Here is a 14914-nt window from a genome sequence, read left to right as displayed (position 1 = left end):
CGTCATTCGCCATAGTCCGCTTTTGTGCCGTCCACCCCTCATCCATTCTCCATCGCTCGCTTTCGGCTGGCGTTCATGTAACTGCCGAGCAAATCCGAAATCGCGGTGATCGCACTCGTGCCGCCGGCAAGCAGCCCGGCAGTCAAAAGCACGTCGACTGCCTTGAACGCGGCCAATTGACATCCGCTCGGCATAGGCGCGAACATTGGCGCCAGGACCCGTACGCCGACCAGGCTGACCGCCAACGAAATCAAAAACGACAACGCCAATCTCTCAAGATCAATCTTGCTCTCGGTAACCGCCAGATCAACATTGACGGTTTCCAATACTTTACCCTGGTTACTGATTTGTTCCCGCGCTCCTGCGAGCAGGTTATCCGGCCCAACTACGATGTCCTTCGCATGGGCCATCGCCGCGGGCTTACTTGACCGGAAAGCTTCCTTGATGACTTCTTCGTGAGTGTTGAGAGCCTTCTCCAAGGCGACGCGCTTGGCGTTAAAATCCTTGCCGGCCACCCTGACCCTTTCCTCTTGCTGCTTGCGCTGCTCTCCAAACCAAATCTCAGTCAGGACGGCCGTTGCTCGTTCCGTGACGGCCGCGATCGCAAGAAAACTGGCAAGGAGGTTCGGGATGACGCTGGTCAGGAGATCGGCTTTGAAACCAACGTTTTGAAAACCGACATTCGTCGCCACCAAAACAGCCACCAATGCGGCTACCGACGCACCCCACTTGCCAAGCAAAAGGCCCTTCATTCACCCCTCCATTTTTCGACATCGCCATCCCACAGCTGGCCGGGTGGCGGGGCGCTGCTGACGGACAAGCGACGTTGCAACGCCCCGGATGACCGACCGACACCCCAATCGGGCTCGCATCACCAAGCCAAGCTTTGTCGCTGGTACTTGAGAAACTGGCGAAACTTATTCGCGGGGGCGTCATCGCTCCCGAAATTATCCCGCTCCGCTCGCTCTATTTCACCGACAATCGCCCTTGTGATCAGCGTAAGTTGGCGATCAAACGCGCTTGAACTGCCGCCTTCCTTCTCGATAGACCCGGTCCAAAGCAATTGTCCGGAAAGACGCGAAGATGACTCGCTCCGTTGTCGTGGATTGACCATGCTGAGCCAGAAGCCAAGCTGAGTTGTCGTTCGAGGCGCAACGTGGAATGCGTACGCTTCGGCAGCGCTCGAGTGCGAGGGCCAGTTCCCTGTGCCGCACTCCACAATATCAAGAGCCCGATAGTTGGAGAGGGAGAAAACGATCTTCTCGTAGAGAGACGCGTCGACGGTATCCAGCCCGAACCCATTCAGCGCTCGCGTCAGCAGTAGGAGCGGTCGCTCGCCCTTCCTTTTTGTCGCCGAATCTCCACAGGATGACGCCGAAGCGATGTCCGGCCGACCAGACAGGCGCGAGCGTGCCAGCTTGTCCCTTAGTTCTTCGAGTTGCGGTGGCGGAAAGCGCCCTCTCTCACCTCGGTAGGCTTTGAGGCAGCGTGCATAGGTGAGTTCGGGCGTGTTGTTTCCACGGTTGGCTAGCGCATCCTTGAGTTTCTGGGTCCAAGCGGCCTGGTCCGCGGGATCATCATCAAGGAGTCGTTCGGCAATCGCGTCAGCCAACAACATCGGTAAGGTTGCTGTTGCCAAGATACGGCGTAAGGCGTTTAGAACCTGCTTCTTATACCAAGCACGTTCTATTGAAACCCATTCCACCAACTCTTCTTCGAGGCCCCACCCAAACTCAATGCCTTCAAGAAGCTCTTCGCGGTAGGTTTCGAGCAAAAGATTTGCCTTCTCTTCCGCTCGATTCTCAATATGCTTTGTGACCCCAACCAATTTCAAATTTTGCCGCAAACTGACCACGTCAAGAGAAATCTCGGAAAGCGCCAAGGATCGCATGGACCCGGCTGATGGCACGATGTCTACCCCAGCAGTTTGCCGGCGAATACGAACTGACAGTTGCCGGAGCGCAGCCGCGGAAGCTCGTTCCGTGGACTGCGGCCAAAGCATGGACCTGATTTCCTGAACCTGCGCTGTAAAATTTCGGGTGGATGAAAGTAGGGCGATCAGAGCGTATCCCTTTGCCGGGATGCTGATCGAGCGGCCACCTATGCTAGCCGCAGGGCGGCCCATAATTTTTACTTCGACAGCCAAGCAACCTGCCCCACCTAATATTTAATCCGTTGGCCACATTACGCACTGTCGACCAATTTGCAAGAAATGATTACCAACCTTCAAAGTCTGGGTCGGAATAGTCCGCAATCAGCGTTATAGGTACAATTCGTCTGGCCATTCCGACTGTTTCAATAGTAACTTGCATCAACCAATAGCCCATCTCTGGACTGCTCGTCCTGCGCGCGGATTGATAGTGACTTCAGACCGTTTCCACTACGATCGCCACCTGCGGGCGCCATGGATAACTCTGTCGATTCACCAACACTGTTCAGGTGCCGATAGTTCGCGCGTAGACTATTGGCTGTTGTCGCATTTCTTCTCTGGATCTGGCTTCCATTCCGCAGCTTTGAGCAAGGTGCCCTGCTGGCAGATGTCGGCGTCACCACTGACAGTGCCCGTCACGGTCCCGTACGTGCCAGGAATTGGCTTCGGGCTGGCATGCGTAATGTTGTAAAGCTGGTCCTTGTCTTTCAGCACGACACAGCCGCTTTCAACGCCCTTCTCCGCGCATCCTGAGACATTCACCTGCTGGGCTTGAGAACCGAATGTAAGCGCCGCCAACGCCGTGGTTGTGAAGATAGCTAGAGCAAGCTTTTTCATCTCATCCTCCTAAGGTCAGTATTGCTAAGCACATGCGCGCCGTTGGCCTTCAAGTGCCTGGATCCCTTCGATAAACGGTAGCTGGGTTCCGCGTCGGACCAGTAGCGAATAATCGATACCAAGGATCTTGCGGACGCTGGCAAGTGCGGCCTCATTCACCTCGATGTAGGCGACGATGTACCATTCGCCATTTTCTTCCCTGGCCATGCCCAGGGGCTCGGCTCGCCACTTCAGCGCGCCGTGGTGAGGCATGAAGTAGGTTTCCTGGACGCCGCCGACAGCGCCGAGGCCCTCGTCGAGCGCGTATTCCATCACCGCGCAGCACAGCTGTGTCAGCGTGCCTCTCAAGCCGGTTGAACGCTTGCCGGGAACGACGAAGGTGCGCGTCCACTCAGCCCAATCGGAACGTCGGGGAACGCCCGACCTTTCACACATGTGAGGAAAGACCTCCGAGACCATGTGCGGCTCGCTCGTTGGGATCAATCGAGCTGAGGTCACCACACGACCATCTTCGAGACCCAGCAGGTACGTCGCCGCGTCCGTATCGAACTGGTCCAGCTCCCGACCGTCGGGGCTTGGAGGGCGCCAGCGCTTCTGATGCACGAAGAAGTCGTGCCGGCGGCGCAAAAACTCGTCGAACTCGCTTTCATAGAGGTGCTTATTAAGCGCATTGACGACATGAACAGCAATCATCGCGCGATCCCCTATCCTTCCCCAGAAGGATAGTTGCAGCCGCGCTAAAGTACGTCACCTGTCCGATCGGACAGTTGACAGGCCTATGGGTGGATTAGCCGCCTGCGAACCGCCTCAACGACCGCTTGCGTGGTTGTGCCGACGCCAAAGGCGTCACGTGCCTGCATTGCATGCCATTTAACCGTGCGCTCGGTCATGCCGAGGATTTGGGACGTCTCCGACAAGGTTTTGCCGGCCGCTGCCCACAGGAGCACTTCCTTTTCCCGCTCTGTAAGTACGCTATCAAACTCGCCATCGACGTGCGCCAACGCCTGGATTGACATGCCGGCGTAGACCGCCATCGTTACCAGTTGCACCTGTTGGCGGGGCGACAGACTGCACGCCTTTTGCGAAGAGGCGAAGGACAGCACTGATTGCCAATGATGGACGCTAAGCATCGGCACAGCGAAGCCGCTCCAGATGCCGAACTCCGTCGCCTCGCCTGCAACGCGTCGGGAAGCCTCTGTGTCAGACCATTTTGCCGGCACTTCGGCCCAGAGGAATGGCTTCAAAGTTTTTGCCGAGTAGATGCAGACGCCGTCAACTGCTGCATGCTCTGCCTCGATATAACGTTCGAACCAACCCTCAGGCCAGCCGTTCAGTTCAACCATTGGGGCAAGCTTTTGGCCGCCAAGGGGAACACCGCTCAGGATCAGGTGCTCGAAGCCCAGGTTTCGCACGGTATCGAGAAGATCGCTCAATAGCGGCCCGGTTGCCGTGTGCTTCCGGCAGCGTTCGACAAAGTCGAATACATCTGAATCGATCATCGAATAGACGCCCCAATTCGTATGCCCCGATGCAATTATGCGCCAAATTTGGCAGCTTGTAATATCTTATTAAAAAAGGGTAGTGGTGTTTCAAACTCACCCACTACGTTACATTGCGCCAAAATGACGCTCGAAGAACGCAAATATCCTGGTGAGCTTGCATCCGCACAGCAGGTTCACACCCTGGCGGAAGAATACCGTAGAGCAGCATGCCATCTCCTTCAACTCGGCCGACCCGGCAAGCCGCTTTCCCGAGCGCCGTTCAGAATGGCGGCAATCCATGCGATTGAACTCTATCTGACTGCGCTTTTGCTCCACTTTGGGCTCAATCCCAACCAGATCCGTAGGATGCAGCACGACCTGTCGGCGCGGACGGAACATGCTTTGGAGTCGGGGCTGCGACTTCGCGCCAAAACGGCCAAGCATCTTCAGTCCCTCAGCCAGAACCGAGAATATCTCGTTACCCGTTACGGCCCGGAACTCGCAGCAACCGCCTCGCAGTTAAACCGTCTGACCGCTACCCTCGAAGAGGTGGCGACAAAGGTCACTGTATTGATCACGCTGCCGCCGAGAAGGCCCAAGCAAGCACACTCGGCTATCGACGAGCTTGAAGGCCAGTATCCAGCCACCCTGTTGCAAGAACCGAAACCCAAGGACACGACAAGTGCGCGCCAGTAGCAACGGATCACACTGCAGCGGCAAATGGCATGCCACCGATGGGACACGCCAGCGTGCAATTCAACGTTGCTTTCCACGGTGATTTGAACATCTCAATCTCTCCGTGATAGGTCGGCGTCGGGATCTCTTATTTGCCGAGCGTATCGAGTGTGGCCTTGACAAGATTGCTATCTGGCCGCTTGCGCACCTACCGCCCTGGCTTCTTTGAGCGGTTGTTTTCGGCGGGAAAATGGAAGCTGACCCTGGACCCGAAACTGTCGGGACATTTCCGGCTGGCTCAAGATAGGGAAGTCGAGTTTAGCTGCCCTGACATTGTGGCGATTTCGACCGGCAAGGCCCTCTTGTGGCATACAGTCGAGATACGAGCTCGCGGCAGAGCAGTCACGCTGTCGGGCACTATCGGGTGACGCGGCCGCACAACTGCCCGCAGACCTTCACGCCTTCATCAACACTCATATCTTTGGTCTGATCGATAACGAGAGAGAGTGCTTCCTCGATGTCGACGACAGACTTCGGGAGATCACCGAAGGCAATAGGAAGTATCTTGCCCAGGCCGATCTCGGCAGAGCCATTGCCAGCGTCCCTGGCGCCGCGGCAGGCGCCCTCTCTCACCCGCTTCTCAACCCAAACTTAATGCCTGCGGGGCTCAAAGCATCCCTCCCTGCCTCATTCGCCATGCTAACCGATCCGGCTGTTCGCCACGCTTACAATGAAGCGTTCGTCAGATCTGAATTGCAAAAGTTCCAGACATTCTTCGACGACCTCGACGGGGGTTCGTTTTCCCGCCAGCAGCGCGAGGCCTGCATCCGCCGGGAAGACAACAACCTGCTCGTTGCCTCCGCAGGGTCCGGCAAATCCGCGACGATGGTCGGCAAGGTCGCTGTTCTGGAGAAGAAGCTCTATCGGCCTGACGAGATCCTGCTTCTGGCCTACAACAAGAGCGCAGCCGATGAACTCAAACGAGGGTCATTGAGGCAATCGTCCAAAGCCTCGTCGATAGTGATCCGGAATTCGCCCGACTGTGGAGCGACCTTCTCGTGGTTCATCCCAAGGCCGACATCCCAGTCGAGTTTTTTGACGCCCAGGCCGACTACCGCCGCTATGTGTCGGATAGCCTCAGGAAGGGTAAGGCCACTATCGGATCCCTGCCGGGCGTGATTGTAAAGTCGCTGCAGGAACAGAAGATCGCCAACTGGCTTTGGCAGCATTCCGTCAGCTTCGCGTATGAGCGGCAGATCGCGGTAGAGGACGATGACGGCACGGTCCGCCATCTATATCCCGATTTCTATTATCCGCAGACCGAAACCGTGCATGAGGATTTCGCGCTCAACGCCGACGGAACGTCGCCCTTTGCGGACTATGCCCTGCACGCCGAGAAAAAACGGCAGGCATATCGCCGCAAGGAGATCGATTTCTTCGAGACGACTTCAGCCCAGGCCAGTAACGAGACGCTGCTTAGTACGCTTGAATCAGAACTGGCGCAGCGCTCCATGCCTTTTCGAGCGCAAGACCTACGCCGAAATCACCAAGGCACTCGACCCCGTCGTGATCAAGCACTACCACCAGCTGATATCCACCTGCCTGAAGTTTATCGAGTTTTAAATGGTAGTTGGAAGTTTCAACAACACCAACCAAAACCGTAACGTGTTTCGCGTAGCGGCCATTGAATCACCGAAATTGGGCGGAGGCTGACTGGTACCTGAAACTGTGCAAGTTAGCTCCTTGCCAGAGTTTCAGTTGATCGATTTCTTGCAGACAACGCGCGCCGTGACGGTCAGATTGTCGGCCACCCGCATGATAGAACATGATCGGTGTATCCTTGACTGTAGCAGGCAAGTTCACGTTAGTAACATTCCTTGAAATTCCTTCCGACTGAATATTCACGTCTTCATCGCTGGTTTCGCCATCGCTTTTTCTTAGCAGACGTGGAATTCTCCCTACATCGCAAGGAATTGCTCGCTCCGCCAAAATCATTCCGACTGGTGGCCGTCTTCGCGATTTGGAGGATCCTCAATGTCCGACGAGACGCAGCACGATCCAGAACAGGCGCCCTTCGAAGTTACCGACGTCTTGGGAGGTCCGAAGCTCGAAGACGGCATCGGACTGTGTCTATCGGGCGGCGGTTTTCGCGCGATGCTGTTTCACCTTGGAAGCCTGATCCGATTGAACGAAGTCGGCTTGTTACCCGCCATCAACCGGATATCGAGCGTTTCGGGCGGATCGCTCGCCGCAGGCATCCTGGCTGCGGGTTGGTCAGAGTTGGGTTTTGCTAATGGCGTCGCCACTAACTTCAACGCGAAGGTTTCGGAGCCCCTACTCCGGCTCGCCAGGAAGCATGTCGACGTGCCGGCGATCCTGTTGGGCTTCATTCCGTTCGTGCACGCCGCCAACGTGGCCGCAGGCGCCTATGAGCGGACAGTGTTTCATTCGAAGACGCTGAGGGACCTTCCCGATCACCCCCAATTCGTCTTCACCTCCACGAGCCTGCAGACCGGCGTGCTGTGGCGTTTCGCTAAGGAACACGCGGCGGAATGGCGGGTCGGAAAATGGACTGAGCCCAATCTGAAGCTGACTCTTGCCGTGGCAGCCTCGGCCGGTTTTCCTCCGTTGCTTTCGCCCACGAGGATCAAGCCCCCCAAGTCCAGTATCAAATCGTGGGGCGAACCTTCAACGTTGACGGCGTCGGCCTTCACCAAACGACTGTTCCTGACCGACGGGGGTGTATACGACAATCTCGGTCTCGAACCGATTTGGAAACGTTATCGGACGCTCTTAGTCAGCGATGGCGGAGCGGCTACGCAACCGATCGCCCGACCGTTCACGAACTGGTACTCACAATTTCGCAGGGTGCTAGATGTCTCGCTTCAACAAGGTATCAACACCCGGGTTCGCATCTTGCATGGTCTTGAAAAATCGCAGGCCAGAACGGTGGCCTATTGGGGGATCGGCAAGACGGTAGACAGCTATGGCAAGGGCAATCCGCTGGAGTTTACGCCGCAGATGACCGCTGAAGCGGCCAGGGTACCGACGAGATTGACGAAGTTTCCGAGGGAGACACGGCAACTGCTGGTCCGTGCTGGGTACGCGCACACCGCAGCAGCGCTCGCGGCCAGCCGGATTCAGATACCCAATCCTCTCGCCCCGAATTTCGACCGGCTCCCAAACGTCGCTTAGCGGACAATCGATGTCTTTCGTCAAGCAGAATAAAGCATACTAAGACTGGATGCGGACGGCGGCCGAAATCCCTTACGCATCGGACGTCCTGAGGCTCGCGGTGAGCGTGCGTCTAGCCGACTTCCGCATCCAAGACCACGAAGCCGCAACCGCGATTTTCGAGGGCTACCGTGCGGGACTGCTAGATCCTGGTCCGACGCTGCTCGACGAGAGGGAGATGTGGATGCGGGACTATGTCATGGTCAGCGACCAGGAGCGAAAGTCGTTCTGGGAAGAGATCGACAGGCGTCCCGACGCAGAACCTTCGGAGGATGCGGGGTCGGCGCTGCTCGCAGGTTTTCCCGTTGGTTCTTCGATCGAGCGTTACGCACGCATCACCAAGGGCGGAGGTAGCCTAGGCCGACCACGCTTCGTCGCCGTGGCGAGATGGCGCGGGGGACGCATCGCTCGCGAAGCCAAGGCGCTTCTTCCATCCGGATGGGATTTGGCAGTGGGGAACGCCGGCAGAACGAACAGGTTCGACGACATCGTTAACGCCCCTACGCGCGCGCCGGATCCCTTTCTGCACACGGCACACGGATTCATAGTCAGGCGGATCGCCCCCGACACACGCAAGATCGAACGCGGCTCAGACTTCGCCCGCAGGCTCGACACGAAGCTCCTAAGAGCCATGGGTTCGGAGATCGGTTCGATTCACGCTTCGACGCCACGTCTCGTCGAAGCCATCCTCGACGATCTCGAACGCAGGGACGCAGATTGGCTACAGGCCGCGAAGGTCGCGGCTTCGGTCGTTGAAGCGGACTTCGCGAATGGAAGGCGCCGGCCGGCAGTGGCAAATCGACAAAGGGGGATTGATCTTCGCGGGAACAAGCATAGAATGCCTTTCTATTTAGAATGGCATATGATTATTTTTCCACATCCAGTATGTTCTGGGACGGTGTTTTGCTCAATTGTTCGGTCATGCGGGTGTCGCGAAGGGCAGCGATCATGAACGGCCAAATTCAAGGGGGGGATATGGTTCAGGTCGATTTCGCACGCTTGAAGAAGGTCGCTGATCAGGTCGACGCACTTCAGCAAGGCCAGTTGCTAGGGAAATTCCAGCCGACCCGCATTCCAAAGATCGATTTTCCAACCACCCCCCTCAGCGTCTCGTCATTCGAGGCGGGCGTGAGCCCCGATTGCACGTACCGATTGATCTCTGCGGCGCTAGAAGAGGCCAAGCATACGTTGCTTGTATACGTCTATGAGATTCATGCCGACTACATGGTCGAGCTCGTCAAGAAGGCACACGAAAAGGGTGCCAAAATTCGTCTCATGTACGACCGCGGGGGCACCCATCCCGAAGAACGCGAGGTGCTTGATGCGCTCGAGGACGACGGCTTCGAGGTCAGGCCGGCGCCGTCGAGCGGCGGGCGTGGTGTCTTTACGGTCTGCCACCAAAAATTCGTCGTGATCGACGGCAAGACCGTTGTCGTCGAGAGCGCGAACTGGGCCAAAACTTCGATACCACTCATTGAGCAGGGGGACCCTTTCAAGAAGGGAAATCGCGAATGGATGCTCCGCATGGACGACGCGGAAATTTCCAAGTTCTTTACCTCCGTGTTCGACGCCGACTGGAACATCCCCGATCTTGGTGGGCCCGGCGCACTAGTATCGGTCGACGAGGACGACATTGTCGAGGCGCTAATGGTGCCCGCGGAGCTTGTTTCCTATCCGCAGAAAGTTTTCGAGATCGACAAGTTCGACGGCTCCGTAGACGTCATGCCGATATTTTCCCCCGATAACTACTTCGATGTCATCTCGGATCGCCTGGAGAAGGCCGAAGAAAGCATCATTCTGCAACAACAATACATCCTGGCGGGCGACAAGGTCGACGATCTGCTCCAAATCGTGGCGGAGCGCCGCGACAAAGGAGTTGACGTGCGGATAATGGCGAGCGCCACGTTCCCGAAGAACTGGAATCTTACCGTGGAGACCTTGGACGCGGTCGGGCTCAAGGACTGTCTGAAGGCGCTGAACCTCAAATTCTTTACACACCTCCACAACAAGGGGGTCATAGTCGACCGCACACATGTGGCGGTCTCCTCGACAAATTGGAGCGCCAATTCGATTACGAAGGCGCGTGAGGCGGGCGTACTCCTGACGTCAAAGCACCTAGCCGGCTACTACGCCAAGGTCTTCGACGAGGATTGGGACGAAGGCATCGCTGCGGACGACGTCAAGAAGAAGCTGCTAGAAGTGAGCGGCGGGGAGATCGTCTGAACATGGACCTTCTGCGCCTGAGAAGGCGGGAGCTCGAGCGGCGAACAAAGGAACTGCCGGCGGAAGTCGCGGAGTGGAAGACTCTCGCCGAGACCGATCTCGACTCGAACTTGCACTGGAGCCAGATGGAGGCGATCGCCGATTTGATTGCCGCCTTTAGCAGCAGGTACGACACGCTGCTCGGCAACCTACCATCTGAAAACGACCAGTCCTTATACGAATCCGGTCTGTACGACATTTTGATGGCGATTGGGTCGGCGCAACGGGCCTGGGATTTCTTCCGCAGGAAGTTCGACCAGCGCAGGTCCGACCGCTTCCGCAAGCGTCTGCGGGCGGCCGACATAATCGCGATCGACTGCTATGACGCCGCGATCGGGGCTGCGAAGGCCAAGGGATGGATCGCCGCGGAAGACGTGAGAGAGCCGCCCCTCACCTACCTCAGTCCAGAACTTTCTGCGATGACCTGGGCTCGCGGTACCCGTCCGAATGACGGGCAAAGCGAGGAACTCGCAGGCAGTACCCTTCCGATTCCCGTGGTGGAAGTGCCTTATGACCAGACGGCAAACGTGTGGGAATTCCTCTCTATCTGTCACGAGGTCGGCCACGAGATCGATGCCGATCTGAAACTGCTCTCGGCGATCAAGACGAATCTTTCCAAGGCGTTCGAAGGCACCGCGTTGCCGCAGCCTCGCCAGAGGCGTTGGCTGGGGTGGGCCTCGGAGATATTTCCTGATCTGCTCGCGCTGCATTTTTCGGGTCCCGCCTTCGCGTACATGCTGCGCAATATACTGATCCTTCCTCCTAACCAGGTGATGCAGATCATCCCGGGTGACGCACACCCAAACCATTATATCCGAGTAATGCTGTGCACCCAATACATCAGGACTATGGGCGCGGCCTCGCCGGACGCGACCTTCCGCAGCGCACTCGAACAGCATGCCGACGCGCTGGAAGCCGATTGGAAGCCGCTGTATGAAGATTCCGCGGCCCTGAACGACTACCTGGCCGACATCCCGCTGGTCATCGCTGGAGTGATGGATTCGGCGATACCCGCCATGGAGGGCGCGACGTTGCGTTCCCTGGTGGAGTACTCGAAGGAGCACGAGGACGCGATCACGAAGGGCGCCACCTCGCTAAGGCAACTCAACTCCCAGTTCGGCATCGCCCCCCGCCACGCCGTTTCGGTGGTGAGGATCGCAATCAACGACGCGATCGTGAACAACTCCCTGGACAAGGAAATAGATGCCCTCTCGACCAACGCTATCCAGCTTCTCGAGCACAATGCTCCCAAGGGCAAACGCAGCATAAATGATCCCCTCGCCTCTTCCCCCTCAGCACGCAAATCCAGGATTGATCGTTTCGTATCGCAAGAGTTGAGTAGGTCGCTGCAACAATAGAAAGGATGACCAACATGGACCTGATCGTCCGCTTCACTCGCGAAAGCAGCCTGCCAAACGCGAGAGGCTCCTCCATATCTCCCGAGCAGGTTTTTGGCTCGGAAGAAGCCTATTTTGTCGCATGGGCCGCCTCAGAGGAGGAGATGTCCGCCCTGCCGGCATCGGAAGGAATGCTTGTCAGCCTGCCGCCGTGGTCGAGCGATCCGTCGTCGGGGCTGGCCTCAGACTGGCTGTGGGGATTGGTGCCACCGGAGGCCCAGCAAAAGGTCGCGATGGCGAATGAGCCGGTCCAACTCATGATCCAGAGTGGTAACGTGGGTGTCGACCTCCTACCTTGGGAATCGCTTCTGCGCTTGAATCTGAACCCGGTGGGATTCTCGGTCGCTCGTCTAGTGCCGTCGTCGCTCAGACCACCGCCGCTCACGGTCGTGCCGCCGCTCCGCATGCTGCTTGTTTCGTCTAATGCGCACGACGATATCGCCTTCAATGAGCGCGACAGGTCCATTCTGCGGGAATCTGCGGATTCGCAATTCTACGACGTGAGGGAAGCCAGGCGTGCGACCGGAACGAGCGTGATGGAAGTCGTGCAAGAATTCGATCCGCATATCATTCACTTCATGGGTCACGGAGGCATCGTGGGCGGCGAAGGCGCCGTAGTTCTCCGTGACGAGACAACCGGGCTGACGAACTGGATCCGCGCCTCGCAGGTCTCCCGCGGTCTGCCGGTATCGACCAGGCTGCTGTGCATCAGCACCGGTTTTTCGCAGCGCAACTACGACATATCCGGCCTAGTTGGCTTTGCGCATGCACCGCAGTCCGTTCGCCTGCCCACCAGCATCGTCAACCGGTCGGACGTCGACGAGAGCGGTGTCGCTGCGTTCTGGGGCGAATTCTATTCCGAGTTGATAGCCGAACGTGGAAACGTTCTCAGGGCATACAACACCGCCGTCGCCCGGCTTGCGCGCGCTGGGACGTTGACCCCAACAGAGAGTTTCTCGCTGGTGATTCGCGAGGACGGATACAGACCCCTGAGACTCGGAAGTACGATCGACCCGATGCAGCATGCGGCCGAGGTTCAGGCCCAGCTGGCTGCCAGGCTGGCGACCGACTTGCAGGAAAAATTGAAAACGTTCGGGGATACCGAGATGGGGAAGGCTTTGGGGGAAAGCTATGACGAAGAGCGGTCGCGCTTCTCCGACTTATCCTCGACTGCCGAGAGCTTTAAATCGGAGTGACTACTGATGCCGTATGACGAGTTCAGGCTGCAGATAACGCCAGGCATCGACGGACAGTTGGCGCTTCAGATACTCGAAACACCCATAGCCGCATCCGCTGGACCGAAGGGGCGGCCCGAAGCTGTGTTCGCGGCAGCGGACCTGGCAGCGATCCGCGACAAGGCAAACTTCGGCAATGGGGGCAATTTGGGGGAAATGCAACGTATCGGTGAAGCGGTCTACAAATCCGTCACCAATCCTGCCGTGCAGGCAGCTCTCGACGCAGCGCTTCAGATATCTTCCGACAACAATCGGACCCTTCGCATCGTATTTTCCACTCTTTCGCTAGACGGACCGCAGCAGGGCGTTCGCCTGTCCGAAATTCCCTTCGAGACCATCTACACACCCGGAAGCGGGTTCTACGCATCAGCCATGCGGACGCCTGTAAGCAGGACCCTCGTTGCCAAGCCGGACCGAAAGACCGTTCCGCTCTCACCGCCACTGCGCATCTTGGTGGTTGCGGCAAGCCCACAAGGGTGGCCGCCGGCCGACGTCGCGAAAGAAACTGCAACCGTCAGGGAGGCGTTGAAGGAACTGGACGCGAACCGCCTTGTGTCGATCGATCAGTGTACCCCACCGACGCGTGGCGAATTGAACAAGCGGCTGTTGAGTGGCGGCTACCACGTCCTGCACTTCGCAGGGCACGGGGGCGTCGGGCAGATTGGCGGTGATCCTACGCCGCGTGCGTTTCTTTGCCTCCAGGCGGAGGATGGAGGCCTGGATCCTCTCGACGCATTCACGTTCGACTCGATGTTAAAGAATTGCCCTTCTGTAAATCTTGTCGTCATCACCGGATGTTCGACAGCGGCGCTTCCGCCTCAGATTGCAGGAGCTCCGTATGCAACCACGGCATTCAACGGAATAGCGCAGCGGTTGGTCAGCCCGGGAAGTCTCTCGAATGTGTCGGCGGTCGTCGCGATGCAGTTCGATTTGGAATCGGCGGCGGCAGTATCTTTCAGCGGCAGATTTTACGGGGCGCTGCTCAATCCCGGTACCACTATCGACGAGGCTGTCACTGAAGCCCGATCGCAGATCGCCGCAACGACGTCGATAGGATCTCCTGGGTGGGCGAACCCGGTCCTTTACTGGCGTTGCAATGACGGTCGTCCTTTCGAGGTGCGAACTTATCAAGACGAAACACTTTCGCCGGACGATGAGAAGAAGATCATGGCGCTCAAAATCCAGGTGGAGGCCTATCTGAGCAGCCTGCAGGATCTCAGGATGCAGCCCGCGGCGGTACAGGCAGTCGCCTCGGACTTTCGGCAGTCGATCGTCGCGAAGATTGACGGCTTCCTGGCGCAGATCAGCGACGTTATGGGGAATGCGATAAGGTTGAAGGGCGGTCGGCCGGACGCGAACGACGAAATTGGGTTTGGTCTTTCCGCGAGGCTCAGCGCCGCAGCGCGAATGGATAAGGTGCGGGCAAAGATCAGCTTCGAGGAGGAGGCCTTCGACTTCACATCTGCGGCAAAGGGTGACAATGTGTCAAAGGCGCCGCTCTCCAACGCTGCGGCTGGCGTGCTGGAGATATTGATCGAGAACGTATCGGCCGGCGCCATATGGCCGGCGGGTGAGTACGAGATTGCGCGGTTCCGCATGAAGGTCAAGGACCGCACTCAGAGTGCCCGCGTCCTGACGGTCTTCGAATTGGATATCGAAGCAGACCCTGTTCGTTTCTATTCTAGCCTTGATGGGTATGCCTTTCTGACGTGAGCCGATTGAGCCGGCCGATGGCGCACCGCGGCTAACCGCTTGCCGAGGACGACAAGGTCAACCGCTCCCACCCATTTATGACCTCTTCGACCAGTGGGCTAACCAGCCGATCCTTGTCATCGGCGCCGCCTCGCCGCCACATTGTCCGCG

Annotated in this window: 14 protein-coding genes and 1 pseudogene; 9 read left to right on the top strand and 6 right to left on the bottom strand. The window is 57.8% G+C overall.

Annotation, left to right across the window (positions count from 1 at the left end):
• Window positions 1-38: 38 nt before the first annotated feature.
• From NKI69_RS24370 to NKI69_RS24350, 5 genes are all read right to left on the bottom strand, one after another.
• A complete protein-coding gene (locus NKI69_RS24370; RefSeq protein ID WP_023686013.1) occupies window positions 39-752 on the bottom strand; it encodes a hypothetical protein in 714 nt (237 codons plus the stop codon).
• Window positions 753-871: 119 nt separating this feature from the next.
• Entirely contained in the window at window positions 872-2146 is a 1275-nt protein-coding gene (locus tag NKI69_RS24365; protein WP_156939324.1) for an AfsR/SARP family transcriptional regulator, read from the bottom strand.
• A gap of 315 nt (window positions 2147-2461) precedes the next feature.
• Window positions 2462-2767: a hypothetical protein gene (locus NKI69_RS24360; protein WP_023686011.1), complete on the bottom strand. Its 306-nt coding sequence runs from the start codon at window positions 2765-2767 to the stop codon at window positions 2462-2464.
• A gap of 24 nt (window positions 2768-2791) precedes the next feature.
• Window positions 2792-3460: an acyl-homoserine-lactone synthase gene (locus tag NKI69_RS24355; protein ID WP_023686010.1), complete on the bottom strand. Its 669-nt coding sequence runs from the start codon at window positions 3458-3460 to the stop codon at window positions 2792-2794.
• A gap of 83 nt (window positions 3461-3543) precedes the next feature.
• A complete protein-coding gene (locus tag NKI69_RS24350; protein WP_352460397.1) occupies window positions 3544-4266 on the bottom strand; it encodes a LuxR family transcriptional regulator in 723 nt (240 codons plus the stop codon).
• Between the two features lie 123 nt (window positions 4267-4389).
• Between NKI69_RS24350 and NKI69_RS24345 the strand changes: the two genes are divergently transcribed.
• Complete coding sequence (locus NKI69_RS24345) at window positions 4390-4944, top strand: hypothetical protein (RefSeq protein ID WP_352722666.1); 555 nt, start codon at window positions 4390-4392, stop codon at window positions 4942-4944.
• A 396-nt stretch (window positions 4945-5340) separates the two neighbouring features.
• On the opposite strand, the gene NKI69_RS24340 is transcribed toward NKI69_RS24345, so the two are convergent.
• Window positions 5341-5556 (bottom strand): hypothetical protein, encoded by a 216-nt coding sequence (locus NKI69_RS24340; RefSeq protein ID WP_352722685.1) that lies wholly within the window; start codon window positions 5554-5556, stop codon window positions 5341-5343.
• 21 nt (window positions 5557-5577) lie between these two features.
• Between NKI69_RS24340 and NKI69_RS24335 the strand changes: the two are divergent.
• The 8 genes and pseudogenes from NKI69_RS24335 to NKI69_RS24300 all read left to right on the top strand — a co-directional run.
• Window positions 5578-5850, top strand: a pseudogene (locus NKI69_RS24335) (UvrD-helicase domain-containing protein); the annotation flags it as partial.
• Window positions 5851-5981: 131 nt separating this feature from the next.
• On the top strand, window positions 5982-6587 hold the full coding sequence (locus tag NKI69_RS24330; protein ID WP_352722684.1) for a hypothetical protein: 606 nt from the start codon (window positions 5982-5984) through the stop codon (window positions 6585-6587).
• 370 nt (window positions 6588-6957) lie between these two features.
• The gene (locus NKI69_RS24325; protein WP_352722665.1) at window positions 6958-8118 is read left to right on the top strand and encodes a patatin-like phospholipase family protein; all 1161 of its coding nucleotides are present in this window, start codon (window positions 6958-6960) and stop codon (window positions 8116-8118) included.
• Window positions 8119-8167: 49 nt separating this feature from the next.
• On the top strand, window positions 8168-9109 hold the full coding sequence (locus tag NKI69_RS24320) for a hypothetical protein (RefSeq protein ID WP_352722664.1): 942 nt from the start codon (window positions 8168-8170) through the stop codon (window positions 9107-9109).
• Window positions 9106-10380: a phospholipase D-like domain-containing protein gene (locus NKI69_RS24315; protein WP_352722663.1), complete on the top strand. Its 1275-nt coding sequence runs from the start codon at window positions 9106-9108 to the stop codon at window positions 10378-10380. The genes NKI69_RS24320 and NKI69_RS24315 overlap by 4 nt, the downstream gene beginning before the upstream one ends.
• A 2-nt stretch (window positions 10381-10382) precedes the next feature.
• Window positions 10383-11777 (top strand): hypothetical protein, encoded by a 1395-nt coding sequence (locus NKI69_RS24310; RefSeq protein WP_352463430.1) that lies wholly within the window; start codon window positions 10383-10385, stop codon window positions 11775-11777.
• A gap of 14 nt (window positions 11778-11791) precedes the next feature.
• Window positions 11792-13012, top strand: coding sequence for a CHAT domain-containing protein (locus NKI69_RS24305; RefSeq protein ID WP_352460392.1), 1221 nt, complete (start codon window positions 11792-11794; stop codon window positions 13010-13012).
• A 6-nt stretch (window positions 13013-13018) separates the two neighbouring features.
• Window positions 13019-14764: a CHAT domain-containing protein gene (locus tag NKI69_RS24300; RefSeq protein WP_352722662.1), complete on the top strand. Its 1746-nt coding sequence runs from the start codon at window positions 13019-13021 to the stop codon at window positions 14762-14764.
• Window positions 14765-14914: the final 150 nt, after the last annotated feature.

This window comes from Mesorhizobium sp. M0491 (assembly GCF_040321265.1).
Lineage (GTDB): Bacteria > Pseudomonadota > Alphaproteobacteria > Rhizobiales > Rhizobiaceae > Mesorhizobium.
This window is presented reverse-complemented; position numbering and strand designations above follow the sequence as displayed.

Excerpts from the sequence above, each read along its gene's own strand:
- NKI69_RS24370 (WP_023686013.1), bottom strand. The coding sequence starts at position 752 with ATGAAGGGCCTTTTGCTTGGCAAGTGGGGTGCGTCGGTAGCCGCATTG.
- NKI69_RS24360 (WP_023686011.1), bottom strand. The coding sequence starts at position 2,767 with ATGAAAAAGCTTGCTCTAGCTATCTTCACAACCACGGCGTTGGCGGCG.
- NKI69_RS24355 (WP_023686010.1), bottom strand. The coding sequence starts at position 3,460 with ATGATTGCTGTTCATGTCGTCAATGCGCTTAATAAGCACCTCTATGAA.
- NKI69_RS24350 (WP_352460397.1), bottom strand. The coding sequence starts at position 4,266 with ATGATCGATTCAGATGTATTCGACTTTGTCGAACGCTGCCGGAAGCAC.
- NKI69_RS24345 (WP_352722666.1), top strand. The coding sequence starts at position 4,390 with ATGACGCTCGAAGAACGCAAATATCCTGGTGAGCTTGCATCCGCACAG.
- NKI69_RS24325 (WP_352722665.1), top strand. The coding sequence starts at position 6,958 with ATGTCCGACGAGACGCAGCACGATCCAGAACAGGCGCCCTTCGAAGTT.
- NKI69_RS24320 (WP_352722664.1), top strand. The coding sequence starts at position 8,168 with ATGCGGACGGCGGCCGAAATCCCTTACGCATCGGACGTCCTGAGGCTC.
- NKI69_RS24315 (WP_352722663.1), top strand. The coding sequence starts at position 9,106 with ATGAACGGCCAAATTCAAGGGGGGGATATGGTTCAGGTCGATTTCGCA.
- NKI69_RS24310 (WP_352463430.1), top strand. The coding sequence starts at position 10,383 with ATGGACCTTCTGCGCCTGAGAAGGCGGGAGCTCGAGCGGCGAACAAAG.
- NKI69_RS24305 (WP_352460392.1), top strand. The coding sequence starts at position 11,792 with ATGGACCTGATCGTCCGCTTCACTCGCGAAAGCAGCCTGCCAAACGCG.
- NKI69_RS24300 (WP_352722662.1), top strand. The coding sequence starts at position 13,019 with ATGCCGTATGACGAGTTCAGGCTGCAGATAACGCCAGGCATCGACGGA.